The organism is Jatrophihabitans sp., from assembly GCF_036000465.1.
GTDB lineage: Bacteria > Actinomycetota > Actinomycetes > Mycobacteriales > Jatrophihabitantaceae > Jatrophihabitans.
Map to the genome: position 1 here is coordinate 1 of NZ_DASYFV010000050.1, position 23296 is coordinate 23296.

Sequence of the window (23296 nt, forward strand, 5' to 3'; positions counted from 1 at the left end):
GTGTTCGGCGCGAGGTGCAGCATCTTCGCGCCCGCGTCCTGGTGCTGGCCCTCGCCGGCGAACGCGATCGAGAGCACCTCGCCCTTGGCGTGCTCGCCGGTCAGCCACACGGCCGGGTACTTCATGGTGACCTTCGAGCCGATGTTGCCGTCGACCCACTCCATCGTCGCGCCGGCCTCGGCCTTCGCGCGCTTGGTGACCAGGTTGTAGACGTTGTTCGACCAGTTCTGGATGGTGGTGTAGCGGCAGCGGCCGCCCTTCTTGACCACGATCTCGACGACGGCCGAGTGCAGCGAGTCCGAGCTGTAGATCGGCGCGGTGCAGCCCTCGACGTAGTGCACGTAGGCGTCCTCGTCGACGATGATCAGCGTGCGCTCGAACTGGCCCATGTTCTCGGTGTTGATGCGGAAGTAGGCCTGCAGCGGGATCTCGACGTGCACGCCCTTCGGCACGTAGATGAACGACCCGCCCGACCACACGGCCGAGTTGAGCGCGGAGAACTTGTTGTCACCCGACGGGATGACCGAGCCGAAGTACTCCTGGAACAGTTCCGGGTGCTCCTTGAGGCCGGTGTCGGTGTCCATGAAGATGACACCCTGCTTCTCGAGCTCCTCGTTGATCTGGTGGTAGACCACCTCGGACTCGTACTGCGCGGCGACACCGGAGACGAGGCGCTGCTTCTCGGCCTCGGGGATGCCGAGCTTGTCGTAGGTGTTCTTGATGTCCGCCGGGAGGTCGTCCCAGGTCGCGGCCTGCTTCTCCGTCGAGCGGACGAAGTACTTGATGTTGTCGAAGTGGATGCCCGACAGGTCGGAGCCCCAGTTCGGCATCGGCTTCTTGTCGAAGATGCCGAGCGCCTTGAGGCGGTGGTTCAGCATCCACTCGGGCTCGCTCTTCTTGGCCGAGATGTCGCGGACGACGGCCTCGGACAGCCCGCGACGGGCGCTGGCTCCGGCGATGTCGTTGTCGGCCCAGCCGAAGCTGTAGCGGCCGAGCGAGTCGATCTGCTGGTCCTGCGTCAACGGGGTGTCGAGGGAGCGTTCGGGGGCGGTCGTCATATCTCAGTTCCTCCCGGAATTGCCGGTGGCGTGCTCGGTTCGGTGCAGGTCTTTCTGGTGGAACGGCGGGTCGGGGACGTGCGTGGTGCAGACGCCGTCGCCGTGGGCGATGGTGGCGAGGCGCTGGACGTAGGTACCCAGCACCTGCTCGAAGGCCCGGGTCTCGGCCTCGCACAGTTCCGGGAACTCCGCGGCCACGTGCGCGACCGGGCAGTGGTGCTGGCACAGTTGCACGCCCGCACCCGCCTGCTCCGTGGTCGAAGCGTAGCCATGCTCGGACAGCGCAGCGCCGAGGGACGCGGCCCGTGTGGCGAGCGGCGCACTGGTGTCGACCTGACCGGCCAGCCGGTCGGCGAGTCCCTGCGCCCGGTGCTCGGCGAAGGCGGCCACCGCGGCGTCGCCACCGGTCTCGCGCAGGTAGCGCAGCGCGGTGTTGGCGAGGTCGTCGTAGGCGTGCGGGAACGAGGCGCGACCGGCATCGGTGAGGGCGTAGGTGCGGGCCGGACGCCCTCGGCCGCGGTGCGAGGACGGTCGCGGCTCGCGTTCGACGAGCAGGCCGTCGGCGACGAGGCAGTCGAGGTGGCGCCGCACCCCGGCGGCGGAGAGCCCCAGCTGCTCGGCGAGGGCGGCCGCGCTCTGCGGGCCCCTCTCGAGCACGACCCGGGCCACGGCGTCGCGGGTGCGGTCGGCCGTCCGGTCATCATCAGCGCGCGCGGCTCTGCCCGCACTGACGGTCGTCCCGGATCGGATTTTCACAACACCAGTATGACGTATTTGCTGCGGCCGCGCAGAACCTGGGGTGTGGGGTGATCCACCCGTCGTCGCCAGATGCAAAAGATTGTTGCAAACATCCGTTGCAAAGGTTCTTTGCATGTGGGAACGTGGGCCCCGTGCCCGACGACATCACCGGTTTCGACCCGGCCCGCGACGTCCAGCTCGACCTCGTCGGTCTGCGGGCGCTCGCCCATCCCCTCCGGGTCCGGCTGCTCGGCCGGCTCCGGCTCTACGGTCCGGCGACGGCGAGCCGCCTGGCCCACGACCTCGGCGAGTCCTCCGGCGCGACGAGCTACCACCTGCGCCAGCTCGAGCTGCACGGCTTCATCGAGGAGGACCCGGAGCGCGGCACGAAGCGCGAGCGCTGGTGGCGCTCGGTGCACCGGGGCACCCGCTTCGACATGACCCTCAACGACGAGAACCGCGAGACCGGCGGGCAGTACCTGCGCGCCGTCGCCCGCAGCTACAGCGAGCGCATGCTCGATTTCGCCGACATCGTCGAGGACGTTCCCGCGACCTACGGGCCGGACTGGGCCGACGCCTGCACGCTGAGCGACTGGCTGATGACGCTGACGGCCGAGCGGGCGAAGGCGCTGAACGAGGAACTGTTCGAGGTGCTGGCGCGCTACCGCGACCGCGACGACGCGCCGCCGCCCGAGGGGGCGCGCAAGTTCGTCGCCCAGGTCCAGCTGTTCCCGCTCGCCCCCCTGCCCGAGTCATGAGCGAGCGGCGCGGCCTGATCGGCCTCGTCACCGCCGTCGGGATCTCGACCCTCGGCACCCGCATGTCGACGCTGGCCCTGCCCTGGTTCGTCCTGACCACCACCGGTAGCCCGACGCAGACCGGACTCGTCGCCGCGGCCGAGATGACGCCCTACGTCGTGGTGCAGGGGCTCGGCGGTCCGCTGGTCGACCGGGTCGGCGCCTGGCGCATCTGCGTGCTCACCGACATCGCAGCAGCGGTGCTGTTCGGGGCGATCCCGCTGCTGCACGCGTTCGGGGCGCTGCCGATCGGCGCGCTCGTCCCGCTCGTCATGGCCGCAGGGGCGCTGCGCGGCGGCGGCGACGCGGCCCGCTACGTGCTGCTGCCGGGCGTGCGCGAGACAGCCGGAACACCGATCGAGCGGGCGGCCGGGCTCTACGACGGCGTGTCGCGCGGGGCCTCGCTCGTCGGGGCGCCGCTGGCCGGTGTGCTCATCGGCGTCACCTCGGCCCTGAACGTCCTGGCGCTGGACGCCGCGAGCTTCCTGGTCTCGGCCGCGCTCGTCGCCACGCTGGTGCCCCGGTCCGCCGAGCCCGGCCCGTCCGCTGCGGGCGGCGAATCGCCCGCTTCCTACCTCGCCTCGCTCGGCGAGGGCTTCCGGTACCTGCGGGCCGACCGGCTGCTGATGGGCATCGGGTTGATGGTGATGGTGACCAACCTGCTCGACCAGGCGTCGTCGGCCGTGCTCACGCCGGTCTGGGCCAAGGACGTCGCGCACAGCTCGGTCGCCCTCGGGCTGATCGGCGGGGTGTTCAGCGCCGGCGCGGTCGTCGGCAACATCACCACGACCTGGCTCGGCCACCGGCTGCCGCGGCGCCGCACCTACGCCGTCGGCTTCCTGCTCGCCGGCAGTCCCCGCATGTTCGCGATGGCCCTCGCCGCCACGGTCTCCCCCGTCCTCGTCGCCTGCGTCGTCGGCGGGCTGGCCGCGGGCGCCATCAACCCGATCCTCGGCTCGATCGAGTACGAGCGGGTGCCGCGGCCGCTGCAGGCGCGCGTGCTGGGCGTGCTCGGTGCGACGGCCTGGGCCGGCATCCCGTTCGGCGCGCTCACCGGCGGCGCGCTGACCGAGGTCCTCGGCATCCGGACGGCCCTGGCCGTCACGGCCGCGGCCTACCTCGTGACCACGCTGGCACCGTTCGTGCTCCCCGCCTTCCGGGCGATGGACCGCGTCGATCACACCGGCGAGCCCGTCGGACCGGAGGAACCGGCCCTCGCAGCGCGATAGGTTCTCCCCCATGCTGTACCGAGCCCTCGAGCTGACGCTGGCCCCCGCGCTGCGCGCCGTTTACCACCCGGTGGTGACGGGGCCGGAGAACGTCCCGGCCGAGGGCCCGGTGATCATCGCGGCCAACCACATCTCCTTCGCCGACGAGGTGTTCACCCCGCTCGCCGCCCGCCGCCAGATCTTCTACTTCGCCAAGGCCGAGTACTTCACCACGCCGGGGCTGCGCGGCCGGGCCATGAAGGCGTTCTTCGAGGGCATGGGGCACGTCCCGGTCGCGCGCACCGACACCCGCTCGGCCGCCGCGGTTATCGACATCGGCGTCGAGGTGCTGAGCCACGGCAGCGCGCTCGGCATCTACCCCGAGGGCACCCGCTCCTCCGACGGGCGGCTGCACAAGTTCCGCACCGGTGTCGCCCGGGTCGCCCTGCGCAGCGGCGCCCCGGTGCTCCCGGTCGGGCTGGTCGGCACCCGCGACGTCAAGTCCCCCGACTCGCACCGCTGGCACCGGGCCCCCGTCGGGGTGCACTTCGGCGAGGTCCTGCACTTCGGCGACCGTGCCGCCGAGGAGCGCAGTTCGCGGGTGCTGCGCGAGGTCACCGAGACCGTCCGCGAAGCCGTGCAGAAGCTCAGCGGGCAGGACTACGTCGACGAATTCGCGTCCAGCCTGAAGGTCACCGAGTAGGCCGCCTTGTCCGCTCGTGTGGTTGTGAATTTCGACGAATTCACAACCACAGCGGCGGACAAGGCGGACAGGGGTTGTCGGTCGGGTCACCGGGGCCGAGAGCGGCGCGGGAAGGATGTCCGGGCGTTCCTAGACTGAGCGGGTGTCCGCGCCCAGTCCTGCCGTCGAGATCGTCGATCTCGTCAAGGCCTACGGCGCGCGCCGCGCCGTCGACGGGCTGTCGCTGACGCTCCCCCGCGGCCAGGTGCTGGCGCTGCTGGGCCCGAACGGCGCCGGCAAGACGACCACCATCGAGATCTGCGAGGGCTTCCGCCGGGCCGACAGCGGCACGGTCCGGGTGCTCGGCCTCGACCCGGTCGCCGACGCCGCCACGCTGCGGGCGCGGGTCGGCGTGATGCTGCAGGACGGCGTCGGCGGCTACACGGGAGCGACCGCGGCCGAACTCCTGCGCCTGTTCGCGTCCTACGCCGCCACCCCGCAGGACCCGCAGGAGCTGCTGACGACCGTCGGGCTCGGCGATGTCGCCGGCACCGCGGTCAAGCGCCTCTCCGGCGGGCAGCAGCAGCGGCTCTCGCTGGCGCTCGCTCTCGTCGGCCGACCCGAGCTCGTGTTCCTCGACGAGCCGACCGCCGGCATGGACCCGCAGTCGCGCCGGGCCACGTGGGAGCTCGTCCGCGCGCTGCGGGCCGACGGCGTGAGCGTCGTGCTCACCACCCACTTCCTGGACGAGGCCGAGCAGCTGGCCGACACCGTCGTGGTGGTCGATGCCGGACGCGTCGTCGCGCAGGGCACGCCGGCCGAGCTCACCCGCGCGGGCGCCGAGGGGCAGATCCGCTTCCGGGCCGTGCCCGACCTGCGGCTCGACCTGTTGCTCGACGAGCTGCCGGCCGGCTCGCACGCCAGCGAGCCCGAGCCGGGGCGCTACCTCGTCACCGGCGACGTCACGCCACAGCTGCTGGCCACGCTCACCGCCTGGTGCGCGTCGCAGCAGGTGCTGGCCGAGGAGCTCTCGGTCGAGCGGCGCACCCTCGAGGACGTCTTCCTCGACCTCACCGGACGGGAGCTGCGCACGTGACGCTCTCCTTCGCGCCGAGGCCGGGGGCGGCGCCCCGCTCGCGGATGCTGGCCGCCCAGACGTCCATGGAGTTCCGGCTGCTCCTGCGCAACGCCGAGCAGGTCGGGCTGACCCTGCTGATCCCGCTGCTGCTGCTCGTCTTCTTCAACCTGCCGCTGCTGTACTCGCTGCCCTCGCCGCGCCGCATCGACTTCGTCGTGCCGAGCATCATCGCGCTGGCGGTGATGTCGGCGGCCTTCACCGGGCTGGCGATCGGCACCGGCTTCGAGCGCAAGTACGCCGTGCTCAAGCGTCTCGGCGCCACGGCGCTGCCCCGCTCGGTGCTGCTGCTCGGCAAGACGCTCTCGGTGCTGCTGCTCGAGATCGTGCAGATCGCCGTCATCGCGCTGCTCGGGCTCGCGCTGGCCTGGCACCCGCACGGCGACCCGCTCCTCGTGCTCGTGCTGGTCGTGCTGGGCACGCTCGCGTTCGGTGGTCTGGGGCTGCTCCTCGCCGGCACGCTGCGGGCCGAGGTGACCCTCGCCGCGGCCAACCTGATCTGGCTGGTGCTGCTGTTCGCCGGCGGCATCGCGATCCCGCTGTCGAAGTACCCGAACGGTCTCGCCGACGTGCTGCAGTACCTGCCCTCGGCCGCGCTGTCGGACGGCCTGCACCAGGTGCTCCTCGACGGTCACGGGCTGCCCGGTCGCGACACCCTGACGCTGAGCGTCTGGGCCGCGGTCGCCCTGCCCGCGGCCGCGCGGTGGTTCCGGTGGGAGTGAGTACCGACCCGGTCGTCGCCGGCACGCCCGGGCACGACGCCCAGGTGGTTCGCTGGCTGCCGTCGTGGCTGCAGACCGCGGTCGCCCTGCGCCGGCTCGCGCTCACCTCGGTGATCGTCAACGTGCTCATCGTGGTGACCGGGGGCGCGGTGCGGCTCACCAATTCGGGGCTCGGCTGCCCCACCTGGCCGTCGTGCACGGACAGCTCGCTGACCCCGACGAAGAAGTACGCGATCCACGGGATCATCGAGTTCACCAACCGGCAGCTGACCTTCGTGCTCGTGATCGTCGCTGTGGCCACCTGGGTCGTGGCCATGCTGCTGCGCTCGGAGCGGGGGCTCGCGACCTGGGCCGCGCTGGGCATCCCGGCCCAGGCCGTCCTCGGCGGGCTGACCGTGCTGACCCACCTCAACCCCTGGCTCGTCGCCCTGCACTTCCTGCTGTCGATGGCGATCATCGTGGTGACCTACGTGATGTGGTGGCGTCTCGGGCCGCGGCCGGCCGCGCCGCTCCCCACCGCCGGACGCCGGCTCGCCTGGGCCACGACCGCCGTCACGGCGACGACCCTCGTCATCGGCACCGTCGTCACCGGCAGCGGCCCGCACGCCGGCGACCTGCAGAGCGGCAAGGTGCACCGCACCGGCCTGAAGGTCTCCTCCGTGGCCCAGCTGCACGCCGACGCGGTGATGGTGCTCATCGGCCTGACGATCGGCATGGTCGTGCTGGCCTACGCCCTTCGCAGTGGCGAGGTGTTCCGCCAGGCCGTCGTCGCGCTGCTCGGCGTCGAGCTGGCACAGGGTTTCATCGGCTACCTGCAGTACTTCCTGCACGTGCCGCCGCTGCTCGTCGGCCTGCACATGCTCGGCGCCTGCCTGCTGTGGCTGGCCGCGCTGCGCGTGCAGCTGGTGGCGCGGCCCGCACCTGCCTGAAGGTTCTCAGCCGAGCCCGATCCGGCTGGTCGAGAACGCGGCGTCGTCGAACTCGACGTCGGCCAGCACGCTCGCCGTCTCTCCCACCTGCAGGTTCGCGACCGGGTTGGCGCCGAGGTTGGCCGTTGCCGAACCGAGGTCGGCCACCGGGTTGCCGTCGAGCCACACCTGCACCACGCCGGCCGTCGCGCTCATCGTCAGGTGCAGCTCGACGACATGCCAGCCGGGACCGGCTGCCACGCTGCTCGCCGTGAACGTGTTCGCGCCGTCGGCGTGGAAGCCGAGCGCGCCGCTCGGGGCGATGTAGACGTAACCGCCGTTGCCCGTGCCGGTCGCGGTGTCGCGCAGGCGCAGGAGCGTCACGCGGCTCGAGGTCTGCCTCAACACCTTGAACGCGACGCGGGCGTAGGCGTCGGTGGCCGCGGTGACCGATCTCTTGGCGAACATCGGCGCCGCGGTCGTCGGGGCGCTGCCCTCGGCGGCGAAGGCGCCGCTCCGCACGTCGCTCGACTCGAGCGTCAGGCCGCCCGACGTCGACCAGGCCGCCAGCGTCCCCGACTCGAAGCCGTCGGCGAAGGACGGCGGGGTCGCCGCCGGTGTGGTCGCGACCGCCGTCACCAGCGGCGACACGTTCCCGGCCGCGTCGCGCGCGCGGATCGTGTAGGTGTACGAGGTCGACGCGACGGCGGTGCTGTCGGTCCAACCGACCGCCCCCGGCGGCAGGCCGACGACCAGCATCGCGTTGTTGCGCAGGATGTCGTAGGCGACCACGCCGGTGTCGTCGGTCGAGGCCGTCCAACTCAGGTCGACCGAGAACGGGCCGCTCGCCGTCGCGGTGAACGACCCGGGTGCGGTCGGCGCGGCGACGTCACCGCCGACACCGATCCGGCTCGTCGAGAATGCAGCGTCGTCGAACTCGACGTCGGCGACGACACCTGCGGTCTCGCCGACCTGGAAGCTGGTGATCGGGTTCGCGCTGACCACGGCGGTGGCAGTCAGATCAGGCACGGCCGCGCCGTCGAGCCACACCTGCACCAGGCCGGACCCGGTGAGGTTCAGGTGCAGTTCGAGCACGTGCCAGCCGGCGGCGGCCTGCGCGCTGCTGGCGGTGAACGTGTTCGTGGCGTCATTGTGGAAGCCGAGCGCGCCGCTCGGCGACACGTAGACGTAGCCACCGTTCAGCGTGTCCGTCGCCGTGTCGCGCAGGCGCAGCAGCGTCACCCGGCTGCTGGTCTGGGCGTTCACCTTGAACGCGACCCGGGCGTAGGCGTCGGTGCTCGAGGGCACGGTCCGCTTCGCGTACATCGGCGCCGACGTCGTCGGAGTACTCGTCTCGGCCGCGTAGCCGCCGGACCGGACGTCGCTCGACTCGACCGACAGCCCGCTCGCCGTCGCCCAGGTCGACAGGTCGCCCGTCTCGAAGCCGTCGGAGACGAGCGGGGGCGCTGCGGCCGGTGTCGTCACCGATGCGGTCGCGAGGCCCGAGGAGTTGCCCGCGGCGTCGCGCGCCCGGACGGCGTAGGTGTAGCCGGTCGAGGCGAACGCCGAGGTGTCGGTCCAGCCGACCGTCGCGGCGGGCAGGCCGGCGGCCACGACCGACCCGTTGCGCAGGACGTCGTAGCCCGTCACCCCGGTGTCGTCGGTCGAGGCGGTCCAGCTCAGCCCGACGGTGAAGGCGTCGCCGGCGGTGGCCGTGAACGACCCCGGAGTGCTCGGCGCCGTGACGTCGCCGCCGACCCCGATCCGGCTGGTGGAGAAGGCCGCGTCGTCGTAGCGGAGGTCGGCGGTCGTGGACGCCGTGTCGCCGATCTGCAGCACGCCGATGCCGCCGACCCCGCCGAGGTCGGTCGTCGCCGACAGCGCGGGCACGACGTTCCCGTCGAGCCACACCTGCACCTGGCTGCTCGCCCCGGCGACGGCCAGGTGGAGTTCCAGCACGTGCCAGCCCGGGCCGGGCCGGACGCTGCTGATCACGCCGCTCGCCGCCGCATCGCTGCGGAACGCGAGCGCGCCCGTCGCGGTGAGGAAGAGGTAGCCGCCGTTCCCGGCGGACGTGTCGCGCAGGCGCAGCAGGGTGGCCTGGCTGGTCTGCGACACGATCTCGAACGCGACCCGCGCGTACGCGTCGGGATACGTCGCGGCCAGCACCCGCCGGGCGTACGCGCCCGAGGCCGCCGTCGCCCCCTCGGCCGCGGTCGTCCCGGAGTGGACGTCGGTCGTCTCGACCGACAACCCGGCCGACGCGCTCCAGCCCGAGAGGTCACCCGTCTCGAACCCGTCGCTGAACAGCGGTGTCGCCACCGCCGGGGTGCTCACGGTCGACGTCGTCGTCGGTGACACGTTGCCCGACCCGTCCCGGGCCCGAACGCCGTACAGGTAGGAGGTGGAGGGCGTCACCGTGGTGTCGACGAACGACGTCGTCGTGGCCGGGACGCTGGTCAGGAGGACACCTCCCCGCAGGATGTCGTAACCGGTGACGCCGATGTCGTCGGTCGACGCGGTCCAGCTGACCGCGACCGTGAACGGGTTGTTCGCCGTGGCGGTCACGGTGCCCGGCGCGCTCGGCGGCGTCGCATCGACGGCCACCCCGATGCGGCTCGTCGAGAATGCGGCGTCGTCGTAGAGCACGTCGGCGCTCACCGTGGCCGTCTCGCCGATCTGCAGGACGCCGATGCCGGTGATCGCGCCGAGGTCGGTGCTCGCGAAGGTGAGGTCGGGGACGGCGACGCCGTCGAGCCAGACCTCGACCGTGCTGCTCGCGCCGTTCACGGCGAGGTGCAGTTCGACGGTGTGCCAGCCCGGACCCGGGACCCGCGCGCTGACCGAGGCCGCCGCGAGCGCGTCGCTGCGGAAGGCCAGGTGGCCGGTCGGGGTCAGGAAGACGTAGCCGCCGCTGCCGGTCGGGGTGTCCCGGAGCCGGAGCAGGGCCACCTGGTTCGCCCCGACCGAGTTCGCCTCGAACGCGACCCGGGCGTAGGCGTCGGGGTACGAGCCGGGCAGCGTCCTCTTCGCGTACTGCGGCCCGGCCGTCGTCGTCGTGTTGCCCTCGACGGAGTAGCTGCCGGTGCGGACGTCCACCGTCTCGATCGCCAGACCGCCGGTCGTCGTCCAGGCACTCAGGTCGCCCGACTCGAACCCGTCGACGAACAGGGGCGGGGCCGCGCTCGGCTGGGTCAGCGAGATGGGGTCCGACCAGGCCGACGTGTTGCCCGAACCGTCACGCGCCCGGACGGCGTAGGTGTGCGTCGAGTTCGCGGTCAGCGAACTGTCGGTGTAGGTGAGCGTGCTGCCGACCGACGCGAGCAGGATGCCGTCGCGGGCGATGTCGTACCCGACGACCCCGACGTCGTCGGTCGCGGCGTTCCAGGTCACCGTCGCCGAGAACGGCCCGGTCGCCGTGCCGGCGAGACCACCCGGGACGGTGGGCGGCGTCGTGTCGGCGGTCGGCCCGAGCCGGCTGGTCGCGAAGGCGACGTCGTCGAAGGCAACGTCGTAGGTCTGGTTGGTCTGGGTCTCCCCGATCTGGATCGCGCCGACCGGCGCGGTGCCGACGTCGAGCGAGGCGTTCGAGAGGTCGGTGACCGGGACGCCGTCGAGCCACAGGCCGAGGGCCCCGCTGGAGGTGCCGGCGGCGTCGGCGAGGCGATGCACCTCGAGGGTGTGCCAGCCCGGCGACGGCGAGGTGTCGGAGAGCGTGTTCGTGCCCAGGGCGTCGTTGTGCCAGCCGAGCTGGCCGGTGGTCTCGATGTAGGCGTACCCCAGCGAGTTGCCCGACGCGTCGCGCAGGCGCAGCAGGTTGACCTGGCTCGGCTGGGCGATCACGTCGAACGCGACCCGCGACCACGCGTCGGGGTAGGTCGCGGACAGCGTCTTCTTGGCGTAGACGGCACCGGTGGTGGTGTTGCCCTCGACGGCGTACGTGCCGGAGTTCGCCGTCGTGGTCTCGGCGGTGAGCCCGTGGCTCGTGCTCCACGTCCCGAGGCCGCCCGACTCGAAGCCGTCGGAGAAGATCGGCACGGGTGGCGCTGCGGTGGTGAGCGGTGCGGCGGCGGTCGACGGCGATGCGTTGCTCGCGATGTCGAGGGCCACCACCGAGTACACGTAGGTCGCCGACGCGTGCGCCGTGTCGTCGGTGAAGGTCGTCGCTCCCGTCACGGTTGCGAGCAGGACGCCGTCGCGGTAGACCCGGTAGGCGGTGACGCCGGTGTTGTCGGTCGCTCCCGACCAGGCGAGGTCGACGCTGAACGGCGAGCTCGCGACCGCGGTCACCGTGGTGGGTGCCGTCGGCGGGGTCGAGTCGACGGTCCAGGTGGCGATCGCGGGCGTGGGATCCTTCGACTTGTTGACCGTGGCCGCCACCGAGAACGTGTGCGTCCCACCGGCGAGACCGGTGTAGGTCTTCGGGCTGGTGCAGGTCGTGGCCGTGCCCGCGTCGAGCTGGCAGGTGTACGTCGCCGGGGTGCCGCTGGCGTGGAAGGCGAAGGTCGCCGACGTCGCAGTCGTGCCGGCCGGTGGGGCGGTGTCGAGGTAGGTGTCGGTCGGCACCTTGAACGTGTAGCTCTTCTGGTCGAACACCGCCCCGGTGGAGTCGGTCGGCGCGACGGTCACGGTCGTGCCGCTGACCGTCACCTTGAGGAAGTGGTAGACGTTCGCGGCCGACGACGGCACTCGCGCCGATCCGCAGGCGGAACCGCTGTTGCTCGTCGGCGACCAACCGATGCCGTACAGGTCGCGCGACGTGCACGGGCCGATCGGCTCGAGCGTGGCGCCGCCGCCGCCCGTCACGTAGGTGATCGGCATGCCCGACGTGCTGGCCGAGTTGCGCTGGTAGATGTGGGCGTGGCCGTTGAACACGAGCTGTACGCCGTGCTGGCCGAGCAGGCCCTCGAGGTTGGTCGGGCCCTGCAGGTAGAAGTCGGACGTCTGGGTGTTGTTGTCCGAGTAGAACGGGAAGTGCGAGAACGCGAACTTCAGCTGCGTCGGGTGCGTGGTCAGGTCATTGAGGAGCCAGGTGTATTCGGGCGTGCCCGGGGCGAAGTGCGCGAGCGCGTCGTTGGCATACGGGTTCTGCGTGCCGGAGTTCGTGTCGCCCCACGCCGAGTCGAGGACGTAGAAGCGGACGTTGCCCGCGGTGAACGCGTACCACTCGCTGCCGTAGTTCGACGGGTTGCTGCCGTTGACACAGCAGTAGGCGTCGTTCTGGTAGCGGCCACCGGACTGCAGCACGGTCTGGTCCTGCGTCCAGGTGGCGATGTCGGCGTGCGCCGTGCCCGACACGCCGTGGTTGCCGACCGCGGTGAACAGCGGGATCCGCTGCCCGGGCAGCGTCCAGAAGTTGGGACCGAAGATGGCGCTGGTGTTCGCGCCCGACTGCTGCAGGTCCCCGTAGTTGATCTGGCTGCCGTTCGGGTAGCCGTTGTCGCCGACGGTGACGGCGAAGCGGGCGCCGCTCAGCGCGATCTGGGTCATCAGGGCGGCCGCCCCCGGGTTCTGGCCGGAGGTGTCGACCTGACCCCAGTCCCCGAGCACGTCGAAGGAGAAGGTGTCGGTGGCCCCCGGCTGCACCTGGGTGCTGAACTGCGGTGACCCGTTGGCCGCCAGCAGGTCGAGCGGGCCGAGGTAGGCGCGGTAGCAGTACGCGCCGGTCGCGGGCAGGGTCAGCGCGGCCTTCCACTGGTACTCGTACACCGTGCCGACGAGGATCGTCGAGCGCGTGGCGAGCACGGTCGTCGACGGCGTGCACGCGCCACCGGTGCCGACCGTGCCCCACTGCACGCTGCCGGTGGTGTCGGACTGGTCGGTGGCGAAGTTGACGTCGACGTGCAACCCGACGAGGTCGGTCAGGTACGGCGCGCGGGTCAGGTGCGGGTCGTAGCTCGCCATCGGCACGACGGTGACCGCGGCACTCAGGGCCGATGCGTTGCCGGCCGTGTCCCGGGCCCGCACGGCATACGCGTAACCCTGCCCGGTCGACACCGTCGGGTCGGCGTAGGTGGTGAGCGTGGTCGTCGCCAGCAGTACCCCGCCGCGAAAGACGTCGTAGCCCGCGACCCCGGTCGCATCCGTGGACGCCGTCCACGCGAGATTCACCGTCGGGCCCGCAGCGTTCGCCGACAGTCCGGACGGCACGGTCGGCGCGACCGTGTCGACCCTCCACGAGGCGGTGGCCGGGGTGGCATCGGTCAGGCCGTTCGCCGTCGCGGCCACCTTCAGCGTGTGGGCGCCGTTCGCCAACCCGGTGAGCGTCTTCGGGCTCGTGCACGACCCGGCCCGGCCGGCGTCCAGGGTGCAGGCGAACGTCGCGCCGGCCACGGTGGCGTGGAACGTGACGGTGGCCGACGCGCTGTTGGTCAACGCGGCGGGGGCGGTGTCGATCACCGTGTCCGGCGGCGTCGCGGCCGCCGGCGTCGTCACCGTCGCCGGGCTGCTCGGGCTCGACGGGTTGCCCGCCGCGTCGATGGAGGCGACCGAGTACGAATGCGTGCTCGCGGCCGCCACCGTGGTGTCGGTCCAGCCGGGCACGGCCCCGAGCGTCGCGATCACCGACCCGTCGCGCAGCACCTTCTCGCCGGTGACACCGTTGCTGTCGGTGCCGGGGGTCCAGGTGAGGGCCACCGACGTCGGACTCTGCGCGGACGCGGCGAGGGCGGTCGGCGCGGTGGGGGCGGTGAGGTCGACGGTCCAGGTGGCGGTGGCGGGCGAGGCATCGGTGATGCCGCCCGAGGTCGAGGCGACCGAGAAGGTGTGGCGCCCGGCCGGCAGCGCCGAGAAGGTTCTGGGGCTCCCGCACGGCGCGGGCGCCGCCCCGTCGAACCCGCAGGCGAAGGTCGCGCTCGGGCCGGTCGAGTGGAACGAGATCGACGCGCCCGCGCTCGAGGTGAACGCGGCCGGGGCGCTGTCGATGATCGTGTCCGGGGCGGGTTTGGCCGCGGCCGGGGATGCTCCGAGGGCGACGGTGACCGCGATCGCCACCGGGGCGGCGAGCAATGCGCCACGGGCACGCCGCGCGTTGGTGCGATCCTGACGAGCCACGTCGGCTCCCCTTCCACGGTCAGTGGATGCGGTCGAGTTTCCGGTCGGCCTGGTGGCGGTGCACACCGATGTCGCGCGCGTCCCGACGGCCGCGATCCGACGCCCGCAGGGTGAGCACGACCAGGCCGACGGCGACCACGACGGTCAGCAGCAGCACGGCCTTCAGCCCGGTCCACGTCCCGTGCGGAGCGGACGTCGCGGGCGGCGCCGACAGCGGCGGCGAGGACGAGGGGCTCGCGCCGGTGCGGGCGGCCAGGTAGCTGCGCAGCACGTCGAGTTCCTCGCCGCCGTAGCGCCGTCCGGGCTCGATGTAGGTGTTCTCCGACCACTCGTTCCAGCTGATGACCCCGACGGCGTCGGGGCGGCTGGCGTAGGCGTTGTCGAGGCTGCGCACGAGCGTGCGGCCGTCCCGCCGGTCGATCACCCGGCTGTGCCCGAGCGTCGTGCCGTCGAAGCCGCCGGCGGCCGGGGCGATCCACAGGCCGCGGTCGCGGTGCACCGCCGCACCCATGTCGACGAGCCTCTGCCGGGTCGACGCCGACCGCGGGTTGGCCGACGACCAGTAGTAGGCCTCGCCGTCGACGTGCGCCGCGACCCGCTGGTAGCCGGCGACGCTCTTCGAGGCCGCGAGCAGGTAGGCCGAGGATCCGAGCGCCGCCCGCACGGCCGCGACGTCGGCGACCGGGTACTGGTCGGTGCCGGTCCACACGATCACCGGGCGGTGGTAGTAGCTCGAGCGCAGGTCGCTCCCCCAGCGCCGGACGAGGTAGAGCAGGTCGGCGCGCACCGTCGCGATCGGCAGCGGCTTGCGCTGGAAGTCCAGCGCCTCGTAGACCACGCCGATGTCGAGCTTCTCGTCGTGCGCCACCTGCAGCAGCAGGGTGAGCCGGCGGTTGAGGTTCGGGGTGCTCTTCCACGAGGTCAGGAACCCGTCGATGCCGGCGCCGCGGGCCGCCGTCACCTGGTCCCGCAGCACGTGCGGATCGTCGCTCGAGTACCGCCCGGCCAGTGGGTAGTCCTGCTTCGCGCGATCCCACGAACCGGGGTCGAACCACTGGTAGAAGTACGCGTACACCGGCACGTGCGGTCGCGCGGGCGGAGGTGTCGCCCGCGCCGGGCCGGCCGAGGCCCCGACTCCCAGGGCCGCCAGCAGCACCGCGAGCACGGCCCGCCGGACGATCACGGCGCCGCCCTCCTCGCCGCGAGCCGGCGGCGGGCCAGCGTCCGTCCGCAGATCACTGAGGCGACCAGCACGAACAGTCCGATGGCCAGCATGACCACCGCGTCGACCAGGGTCACGACGCGCAGGTCGACGCTGTCGTCGCGCGTCACCAGGATCTTCGTCTGGCCGGCGACGATCGCCGAGTCGATGGACAGCCCGTACAGGCCGCGCACCATCGCCGGCACGATCTCGGGCCGGCCGGACGACAGCTCGATGGCGTAGTGCACGCCGTCGGGCCGGGTGACGAGCGCGCGGGAGCCGATCTGGTTGCCGAAGAGCGCGTCGTGCACGGACACCGCCATGCGGAACACGGCCAGCCGCACCGTCCACACCCCCGAGCGGCTCGGCGTGAAGTGCTGCCGTCCGTCGAACACCGCCTCGCTGCCGTTGATGCGCACCGAGTGCAGCAGGTAGGTGACCGGCCGCGACTCCCACGAGCCGCCGACCCGGCTGGAGGTCGTGCTGAGCAGCGGGGTCGGCGCGTCGAGCTCCCGGCCGAGCATGGTCACCCTGGTGCTGCCGACCGACATCCGCACGTCTCCGACGATGGAGATCCCGACCGGGCGCCCCTGCAGGTCGACGAAGTGGACCTGCACCGGCCGGCGGACGTCGAGCGCGGCCACCAGGCGCCGCTGGCGCTCGACCTTCGACCGTTCGGTGCTCACCCGCAGGGCCGACACCTGGACATCACCCGCGGCGTTGGTGGCGAGCTGAAGCTTGTCCGCCAGGTTGTTGAGGTCGGCAACCGGTGCGGTGACCGTGCCCTTGCGGTCGGTCACGAGTTCGGCGCCCTCGAGCTGGAACGCGACACCGGGCGTCGGCGGGATGGTGCGGATGACGACGGTGCCGTGGGCGGCGTTGAGCCGCAGGGTCCAGGTCGGGTGACCGAACGGGTCGAACTGCGGCGTCGCGGCGCTGAGCACGACCCCGGAGTTGACGACCACCTGGCTGATCCCCCACAGCACCGGACGGGCGATCAGCCCGCTGTGCTCCAGGGTCGTCCGGCGCGCGGCGAGAGTCACCGTCGCCGTGCGGCGGAGGTCGAGATCCAGCGTCTGCCCGAACGAGGAGTGCAGCCGGATCTTCTGCACCGTCGACGGGTTGACCCCGGTGCTGCCGGCCACGACCGCCAGCCGAACCGGCGCGGCGACGTCGAGCCCGACCCGCAGGTGGCTCTCGCGCAACACGTGCGGCCCGGCCGTGATGCGGGTCAGCGCGACGCGGTTCGCCCCGGCCCGGGAACCGTCGAGCACGATCTGCTTCGCGATGCCGTTGAGCGAGCCGACGCCGACCGCCGCGGTGCCGTCGGACCGCGTGGTGACCGGGACGCCGCTGACGAGGAAGGTCACGCCCCCCACCGCCGGGACGGTCGAGATGTAGACGGTGCCACTCGGGTCGGCCGCCGCACCCGGCGGCACGACCACACCGACGGCGGCCAGCAGTCCGACGGCGGCCAGCAGCCGCCCGATCCGTCGCGGCGTCATGCCGTCACCATCCGTCGTCGTCGATCCCGCACGGTCGTCGTCCCGACGGTCACGCCCACGATGGCCAGCGCCACCGCGATCGCCCCGAGGTAGCCGACGTAGAGGAACGTGCTGTCCGGTTGGAGCACCGGTTGGTCGGTCGGCACCCCGATGAGCGCCGCCGGGCGCGGGCGGGCCCGCAGGTCGATGGCCTGCCGCAGATCACCGGCCGTGCGGTCGCGTTCGGCCAACGGTTCGAGTGACCACGTGGTCTCGATCAGGCGGAGGGTGGACGCCGCGTCGTAGACGCGGTGGTCGACCGTGCCCGGCGCGACGAACGGGCTGATCATCAGCGCCGGCACCCGCAGACCGACCGTGGCGCCGGCCAGGCGCGGCGGCCGCACATGGTCGTACCAGCCGCCCGAGCTGTCGTACTGCAGCAGGAACGCCGAGCTCGACCACTCCGGACTGGAGATCAGCGCGTTGACCACCGCCCGGGCGAGAGTGTTGCCCTTGGCCGGATCCTGCGGGGCCTGCTCGGTGGAGGACGTCGTGACGACGACCGACACCGCGGGCAGCGTGCCGGTGACCGCGTCGCGGTAGTAGCGGCTGAGGTCGACGATGTGCGACATCGCCTTCGGATCGTCGAGGTAGCGCCGCATCGCGAGCAGCGGGACCCGGGTGACCTGACCACCGCGGCGCTGCTTGCTCGACGCGGTGTCGACCGTGAGCGCGGGCTCGTAGTTCTGCACGTAGATGCGCCACGGGATGCCGGCGTTGGTCAGCCGGTCGAAGATGACGGCCTGGTTCGACCAGCCCGAGACGGGCACGGTCGACGGGTCTCCGGCGGCCCGGGCGGTGACGTCGAACAGCCGGTTGGCCACGCTGCCCCCGGGCACCCCGCCGAACCAGTGGTCGAAGACCATGCCCTGGTCGGCCAGGTCGTTCAGCAACGGGAGGTCGGCGGGGCGGAAGTAGCCCAGCGCGGCCGTGCCGTCGGACTCGCGCGTCGTCTGGGCCAGGACGAAGCCGTTCATCGCGCCCTTGGCCACCGACGCCTGCTGCACCGCCGCGGCGCTGCGCAGTTGGATCTGCTTCGGGCTCGGGCCCAGCGGATAGGGCTTGACGCAGGCTGGTTGGTTGACGTGGCTGGGCCGCTGGCAGGCGTCGGTCGGAATGTTGTCGACCCCGGGACGGGCTCCGAAGTAGTTGTCGAAGCTGCGGCCGCTCTGGGTCATGAGCACGAGGTGCTGCAGCGTGCGCGCCGGCGCCGGCGCCGCGGGCCGGGCCGCCGCGGGCGCGATGCCCCCGGGCGCCACCACGGCCGCGGCGGCCAGCCCGAGCAGGGCCAGAGCCCGCTTCACGGGGTCACCTCGTAGACCACGATCAGACGTTGGCCGGCGCGCCCGTGGAGCTCGCCGCGCACAACGTGCACCGCCCGGCCGTGGAAGCGCGCGGCGAGCTGGTTCGCCCGGGCCGCGAAGACCGGCGAGCGCTCGGCCGAGTACGCGTCCCAGACGACGTACTGGTACGACCCGGACCGCAGCTCGAGGTCGGCGTTGTCGATCGAGTGGTAGGACGGGTTGCGGTGGAGCGGGTTCGGGCTCACCGACAGGCCGTCGCTGCGCCGCCCGCTGTAGTACTGGATCAGGTTCGCCATGCTCGGCCCGATCGTCATCAGCCGCGCCCCCAGGGGCACGTTCGTCGCGATCCAACGGCCGACCTCGCGGCCGCCGCGCAGCCCACCGGCCCCGGCCAGACCGCTCGAGTTCGGCGCCACGATCGAGGCCACGCTGGGGACGGCCGCGGCGAGCACGACCAGCCCGACGACGGCGGCGACCGCGGCCCGCACCCGTCGACCGGCGTTGAGCCAGGCCGGCGCCGCGAGCGCGCGGGCGGCGAGCACGACGACCGCCGGGGCGAGCGGCGTGAGGTAGGAGAACCCCTTGACCGGCCAGACCTCGAAGAACAGCAGCGGCACTCCGATCCACGAGATCAGCAGGGTCTCGCGCCAGCTGAAGTCGAGGTGCGTGAACCGGTTCGCGATCAGGCCGGCGGCGGCGACGAGGATCAGCAGCGGTCCCATGGACCGGCCGACCGAGTCGAAGTAGAAGCCGAACGAGTGATTGGGCTCGCGGGTCAGCTGCCACAGCAAGTAGGACTGCCCGCTGTGCGAGCCGCCCGCGACCGCGGTCAGCACGGGGTAGGCGAGCGCGATGGTCACCGCGACGATCGCCCCGGCGAGCGGGAAGCGCAGCGGGCGCCACAAGTGGTTGACCAGCGCGAGGAACACGAAGGCCGAGCCGATCAGGATGACCGCCGTCTCCTTGCTCAGGGCGGCCAGGCCCAGGCAGGCCCCCGCCGCGATCAGCCAGCGCGCCCGCGCCGGCCGGGTCGAGGCCACGGCCAGGCACAGCAGCGAGCCGGTCGCGAAGAACGCCATCGGGCCGTCCAGCATGATCTGCCGGCTGATGGCGACGTGGTAGGGCATGACCGCGAGGAACAACGCGGCCAACCCGCCGACGCGGCGGTCGTACAGCGTGCGTCCGAGCATGTAGACGAGGCCGACGGTGCCGACCCCGAACAGGGCCGCGAGGTAGCGCCCGGGCACGTCCGGCACGCCGTCGGCGTACCAGGGCGACATCAGCACCTGTAGCAGCAGGGGGTGGGCCCGCACGACCGGGAAGAGGCCGACGAAGTGCGGGTTTCCCGCCAGCGAGGCCGACTGCGCCGCGTACACGGCCTCGTCGCTGTTCAGCCCCACCGCCCCGAGATCGGCGATGCGCAGCACGAACGCGATCAGCAGTGCGCTGCCCGGGAGCAGCATCGGCACCACGTGGTCGCGAGCGGGCCGCCACCGGCGACGCCGGACGGGGTAAACCGGCGTCACCGGTGCCGCGGCCTCTTCCTGCGGATCGGCGGCGCCGCCGACCGGCTGGGCGTCGAGACCGGCGCTCATCGCTACTCCGCGGTGACGGGAGCAGTCGAACCCGTACCCGTGCGGACGAGGCTCGGGATGTGGTCGCACCAGGTGAAGTCGGGAGTCGCCAGGCGACGCGCCCGGATGCCGGTCATGGCGCTGACGAGGATGGCGCGTTCGCGGGCCCGCAGCTCCTCGTACTCCTCGCCCCCGACCACGAAGGCCGGCGCCAGGTAGCGGAAGGGCGGGAAGCCGTAGGCGTCGTCGGTGTTCGCGATCAACTCGTCGATCAGCCCGTCCGGCTCGATCTCGTCGAGACGGTACGGCGCCCGCTCGATCACGAACAGGTTCTCGATGTCGACCGAGACGCCCATCTCGCACGGCACGAGCCGCTGCACGGTGTACTTCGGCGGCGGGATCACCCGCTGCGTGATCGCGTTGATGCTCATGATCGGCAGGTTGATCTCGCCGAGGCGCGCGCCGATCCCGCGGCCCTCCTTCGAGTGCACCCGGCTCTGCACCCGCAGCCGCCGCCACTCCCGGGCCGACAGGTCGCCGGCGTTGACCGCGCGCAGGGTGTGCTGGCTGATCGTCAGCGGCTTCGGGTAGCACAGCGCGCGGCCCTTGCCGTCGATGATCGTCATGTCGTCCGAGAGGAAGCGGCCACCGTGTTCGCGTAGCAGCTTGAGCACGGTGCCGGTCTTGCCCGTGTCGGTCAGCGCCGACAGCAGGACCCCGTGCCCATCGAAGTCGAGGCAGGCGGAGTGCAGGAGCATGTAGCCGCGCGAGACGAGGACGAAGCGCAGCAGCGCCTCGACGACGTTCGTGTACAGGACGTGCGGCGAGCGGGCCAGCAGGGGGCCGACGGTGATCTGCACGCGGTCGGTCATGTCGATGTAGACGTCCGAGCCGGCCCGGCCCAGGTGCTCGCGGTAGGACACGGCGGGGCGCGACGCGAACTGGGTCACCTGGGTGCGGCCCCGCACCCGGGCCGGGGCGAACGAGCCGACGGCGATGTCGATGTCGGGCTCACCGGCCGGCTCGGCGGCGAAGTGGGTGAGCTCGGGCAGCGCGATCGCCGAGCCGATGGTGACGATGCCGTGCACGTCGTAGAAGTGGGTGCGGGTCGCCGGGCGACGCCGGATCCGCGGCCCGGCGCCGTCGGTCATGTCGACGACGAGGTCGACCGGTCCGAAGCGCCGCGGCGCGCCGTCGCACGGATCGGTGCCCTCGGGCGCCGACGAGGTGTCGGAGCCGGAGGCCTTCGGCAGGGTCGCAGTCATCTTTCCTCCACGGGTGAACAGGAAACGGTCGGAGATCAGGTAGCGCACGGCGAAGACGCCGAGCAGGGTGAGCACGTTGGCGAGCAGGTAGTGCATGCCGGCGGATCGGATCAGCCAGGCGAGCAGCGGCAGCCGCGCGAGCAGCGCCACGTTGTTGACGACGGCGAAGCCGAGCAGCCGCTGCCAGGCGGGCCGCGGCTTCGGACCGGGGTAGACGTAGCGGTCGATCAGCGCGAAGTTCCAGAGCGTCGAGCACTGGGTGGCACCGGTGGCGGCCAGGGCCACCGGGGCGCCGGCCAGGTGCACGAGCAGCCACAGCGCCAGCGTGTTGACGCCAACCCCCGTCAGGCCGACCAGGGCGAACCCGGCCATGCCGCCGAGGCGGCCGGTGGGCGCCCCGACCAGCGTCGCCAGCCGGAGGCTGACGAGGCGGCGCCCGAACAGCAGCCCCTCGCGCCAGCCCGCCTTCGAGTCCCCGCTGTGCCGGTCGGCGAAGGTGAAGGCCACCTCGTCGACCCGCAGGGGGCGCGACCGCGCGACGATCTCGAGCAGGATCTTGAAGCCCGAAGGCCGCAGGTCGTCGACGCGGATCGACGACCGGCGCACGGCGAAGAAGCCGCTCATCGGATCGGTGCAGCGGGCGAGACGGCGCGGGAACACCGCTCTCGTCAGGTGCGTCGAGCCCCGCGACACGGCGGTGCGGGCGACCGAGCCGAGCCCGGAGGCATCCCCGGCACCGACGTAGCGGCTGGCGACCACGATGTCCGCGCCGCCCTCCTCACCGGCCGCGACGAGCTCGGGCACCGTCTCCGGTGGGTGCTGCAGATCGCCGTCCATGACGATCACCCAGTCGGTCCGGGAGGCCCGCAGGCCCGCCACCACGGCACCGCCCAGGCCGCCGACGCGTTGGCCGGCCGCCCGGTGGATGAGCCGTACCGGTCGTGGCGCGCTCACCGCGACCTCGCGGATGCGGTCCGGGGTGTCGTCGGTGCTGTCGTCGACGAAGAGGATCTCGACCGTCCCGGGCGGGTACGACCGCAGCGCCGCGCCGAGGCGCGACACGAGCGGCGCGACGTTGCCCGCCTCGTTGCGGGTCGGTACGACGACGGTGACCGTCGGGGCGTCGAGGCCGGCGAGCGAGCTCGCGGCGACGTCGATCGCGGCGCTCATCGCATCCCCGCTCGGGACGGGCGGTCCGCACCGACGGCCCCGACAGGGTGAGCGCGGTGAGCGGCTAGCTGCCGCGCTCGGTCTGGACCGTCGACGAGCCGGGCGCCAGCAGCACGACGCCCGCGGCCGACAGCAGCCGAGTACCCCGTTCGGTGATCCGCTGGCTCGTACCGGCCCCGCAGGTCGGACACGTGAAGGTCAGCGTGTTGCGGGTGTCGGGCCCGTCGAGGGTCATCAGCAGTTGGGCCGCGGTGATGGGCAGATCCACCGGGCCGCAGTGTGCGCAGCTCGCTCGCACGGTCGTCGTCACGGGTCCAGTGTGCCCAACCGGCGGCCGCTTGCCACCTAGCACTTGGTCCCGTGCCGACGCTCGTAAGTCGCGCAGTCGTGCCATTGCGCCTCGGGCACACTCCGGTCATCCCCGCCCCCCTCCTTCGTCGGTGGCCGCACGGTGAACGGTCGGCAACCGGCTAGTTGCCTGGCGGAAACGTAAGCAACCGGAGCGGGTTGAGAATCGGCAATCGGCATGACCTCGCCTCATTCGCGGGTACCAATTCCGCCTCCTCCGAACGGAGGAGATTGCGTAGCGTGACCGGGCGTCTAATGGCGCGGCGAATACCGGCGAGCAGCAATTCGTTCCCGGCCGCAATTACTGGGCTGGACGCATCTGGCGCGCCCCGTGCGAGCGCCTCCCCGACACGCGCCCAAGATCAGGTACGGCACGACCTTGGAGCCGCGACCGGAATCGCCGTCTCCTCCATCTGGAGGAGACGGTGCGGATCGGTCCGAAATCGCCCGGCCGAGCGTCAGCCGGCGACCTCGTCGAGCGGGCGCACCAGCCCGTGCCGGGTCGCGAGCGACACCGCCTCCAGGCGGGAATGGACGCCGAGCTTGATGAGGATGGCCTGCACGTGTGTACGCACCGTGGTGGGAGAGA

16 protein-coding genes are annotated in these 23296 nt (G+C 72.2%); 6 read left to right on the forward strand and 10 right to left on the reverse strand.

Annotation, left to right across the window (positions count from 1 at the left end):
• Both sufB and VGN18_RS16110 read right to left on the reverse strand, forming a co-directional pair.
• Nucleotides 1-1058 (reverse strand): Fe-S cluster assembly protein SufB (gene sufB / locus VGN18_RS16105; RefSeq protein ID WP_327540727.1); only part of this gene is annotated, 1058 nt, incomplete at its 3' end.
• A gap of 3 nt (nt 1059-1061) precedes the next feature.
• Entirely contained in the window at nt 1062-1814 is a 753-nt protein-coding gene (locus tag VGN18_RS16110; RefSeq protein WP_327540728.1) for a metalloregulator ArsR/SmtB family transcription factor, read from the reverse strand.
• Between the two features lie 134 nt (nt 1815-1948).
• On the opposite strand from VGN18_RS16110, the gene VGN18_RS16115 reads away from it, so the two are divergent.
• The 6 genes from VGN18_RS16115 (at nt 1949) to VGN18_RS16140 (ending at nt 7269) form a co-directional block, all read left to right on the forward strand.
• A complete protein-coding gene (locus VGN18_RS16115; protein WP_327540729.1) occupies nt 1949-2554 on the forward strand; it encodes a winged helix-turn-helix domain-containing protein in 606 nt (201 codons plus the stop codon).
• Nucleotides 2551-3822, forward strand: a complete 1272-nt coding sequence (locus VGN18_RS16120) for an MFS transporter (RefSeq protein WP_327540730.1) — start codon at nt 2551-2553, stop codon at nt 3820-3822. Before VGN18_RS16115 ends, VGN18_RS16120 begins: the two co-directional genes overlap by 4 nt.
• A gap of 10 nt (nt 3823-3832) precedes the next feature.
• A complete protein-coding gene (locus VGN18_RS16125) occupies nt 3833-4504 on the forward strand; it encodes a lysophospholipid acyltransferase family protein (RefSeq protein WP_327540731.1) in 672 nt (223 codons plus the stop codon).
• Nucleotides 4505-4646: 142 nt separating this feature from the next.
• The gene (locus tag VGN18_RS16130; RefSeq protein ID WP_327540732.1) at nt 4647-5579 is read left to right on the forward strand and encodes an ABC transporter ATP-binding protein; all 933 of its coding nucleotides are present in this window, start codon (nt 4647-4649) and stop codon (nt 5577-5579) included.
• A 44-nt stretch (nt 5580-5623) separates the two neighbouring features.
• Nucleotides 5624-6340 (forward strand): ABC transporter permease, encoded by a 717-nt coding sequence (locus VGN18_RS16135; protein WP_349259944.1) that lies wholly within the window; start codon nt 5624-5626, stop codon nt 6338-6340.
• Nucleotides 6331-7269 carry a COX15/CtaA family protein gene (locus VGN18_RS16140; RefSeq protein WP_327540734.1) on the forward strand — a complete coding sequence of 313 codons (939 nt, stop codon included), beginning with the start codon at nt 6331-6333 and terminating at the stop codon, nt 7267-7269. Before VGN18_RS16135 ends, VGN18_RS16140 begins: the two co-directional genes overlap by 10 nt.
• Nucleotides 7270-7275: 6 nt before the next feature.
• Here VGN18_RS16140 and VGN18_RS16145 read toward each other — a convergent pair whose 3' ends face one another.
• The 8 genes from VGN18_RS16145 to VGN18_RS16180 all read right to left on the reverse strand — a co-directional run.
• The gene (locus VGN18_RS16145; RefSeq protein ID WP_327540735.1) at nt 7276-14301 is read right to left on the reverse strand and encodes a hypothetical protein; all 7026 of its coding nucleotides are present in this window, start codon (nt 14299-14301) and stop codon (nt 7276-7278) included.
• A gap of 19 nt (nt 14302-14320) precedes the next feature.
• Nucleotides 14321-15484 (reverse strand): hypothetical protein, encoded by a 1164-nt coding sequence (locus VGN18_RS16150; RefSeq protein WP_327540736.1) that lies wholly within the window; start codon nt 15482-15484, stop codon nt 14321-14323.
• A complete protein-coding gene (locus VGN18_RS16155; RefSeq protein WP_327540737.1) occupies nt 15481-17007 on the reverse strand; it encodes a hypothetical protein in 1527 nt (508 codons plus the stop codon). The genes VGN18_RS16150 and VGN18_RS16155 overlap by 4 nt, the downstream gene beginning before the upstream one ends.
• Nucleotides 17004-18350, reverse strand: a complete 1347-nt coding sequence (locus tag VGN18_RS16160) for an alkaline phosphatase family protein (RefSeq protein WP_327540738.1) — start codon at nt 18348-18350, stop codon at nt 17004-17006. The genes VGN18_RS16155 and VGN18_RS16160 overlap by 4 nt, the downstream gene beginning before the upstream one ends.
• Complete coding sequence (locus tag VGN18_RS16165; RefSeq protein WP_327540739.1) at nt 18347-19945, reverse strand: ArnT family glycosyltransferase; 1599 nt, start codon at nt 19943-19945, stop codon at nt 18347-18349. The genes VGN18_RS16160 and VGN18_RS16165 overlap by 4 nt, the downstream gene beginning before the upstream one ends.
• Before the next feature lie 2 nt (nt 19946-19947).
• On the reverse strand, nt 19948-22359 hold the full coding sequence (locus VGN18_RS16170; protein ID WP_327540740.1) for a glycosyltransferase: 2412 nt from the start codon (nt 22357-22359) through the stop codon (nt 19948-19950).
• A 64-nt stretch (nt 22360-22423) separates the two neighbouring features.
• Nucleotides 22424-22627 (reverse strand): hypothetical protein, encoded by a 204-nt coding sequence (locus VGN18_RS16175; protein WP_327540741.1) that lies wholly within the window; start codon nt 22625-22627, stop codon nt 22424-22426.
• Nucleotides 22628-23165: 538 nt separating this feature from the next.
• Nucleotides 23166-23296 (reverse strand): LuxR C-terminal-related transcriptional regulator (locus tag VGN18_RS16180; protein ID WP_349259945.1); only part of this gene is annotated, 131 nt, incomplete at its 5' end.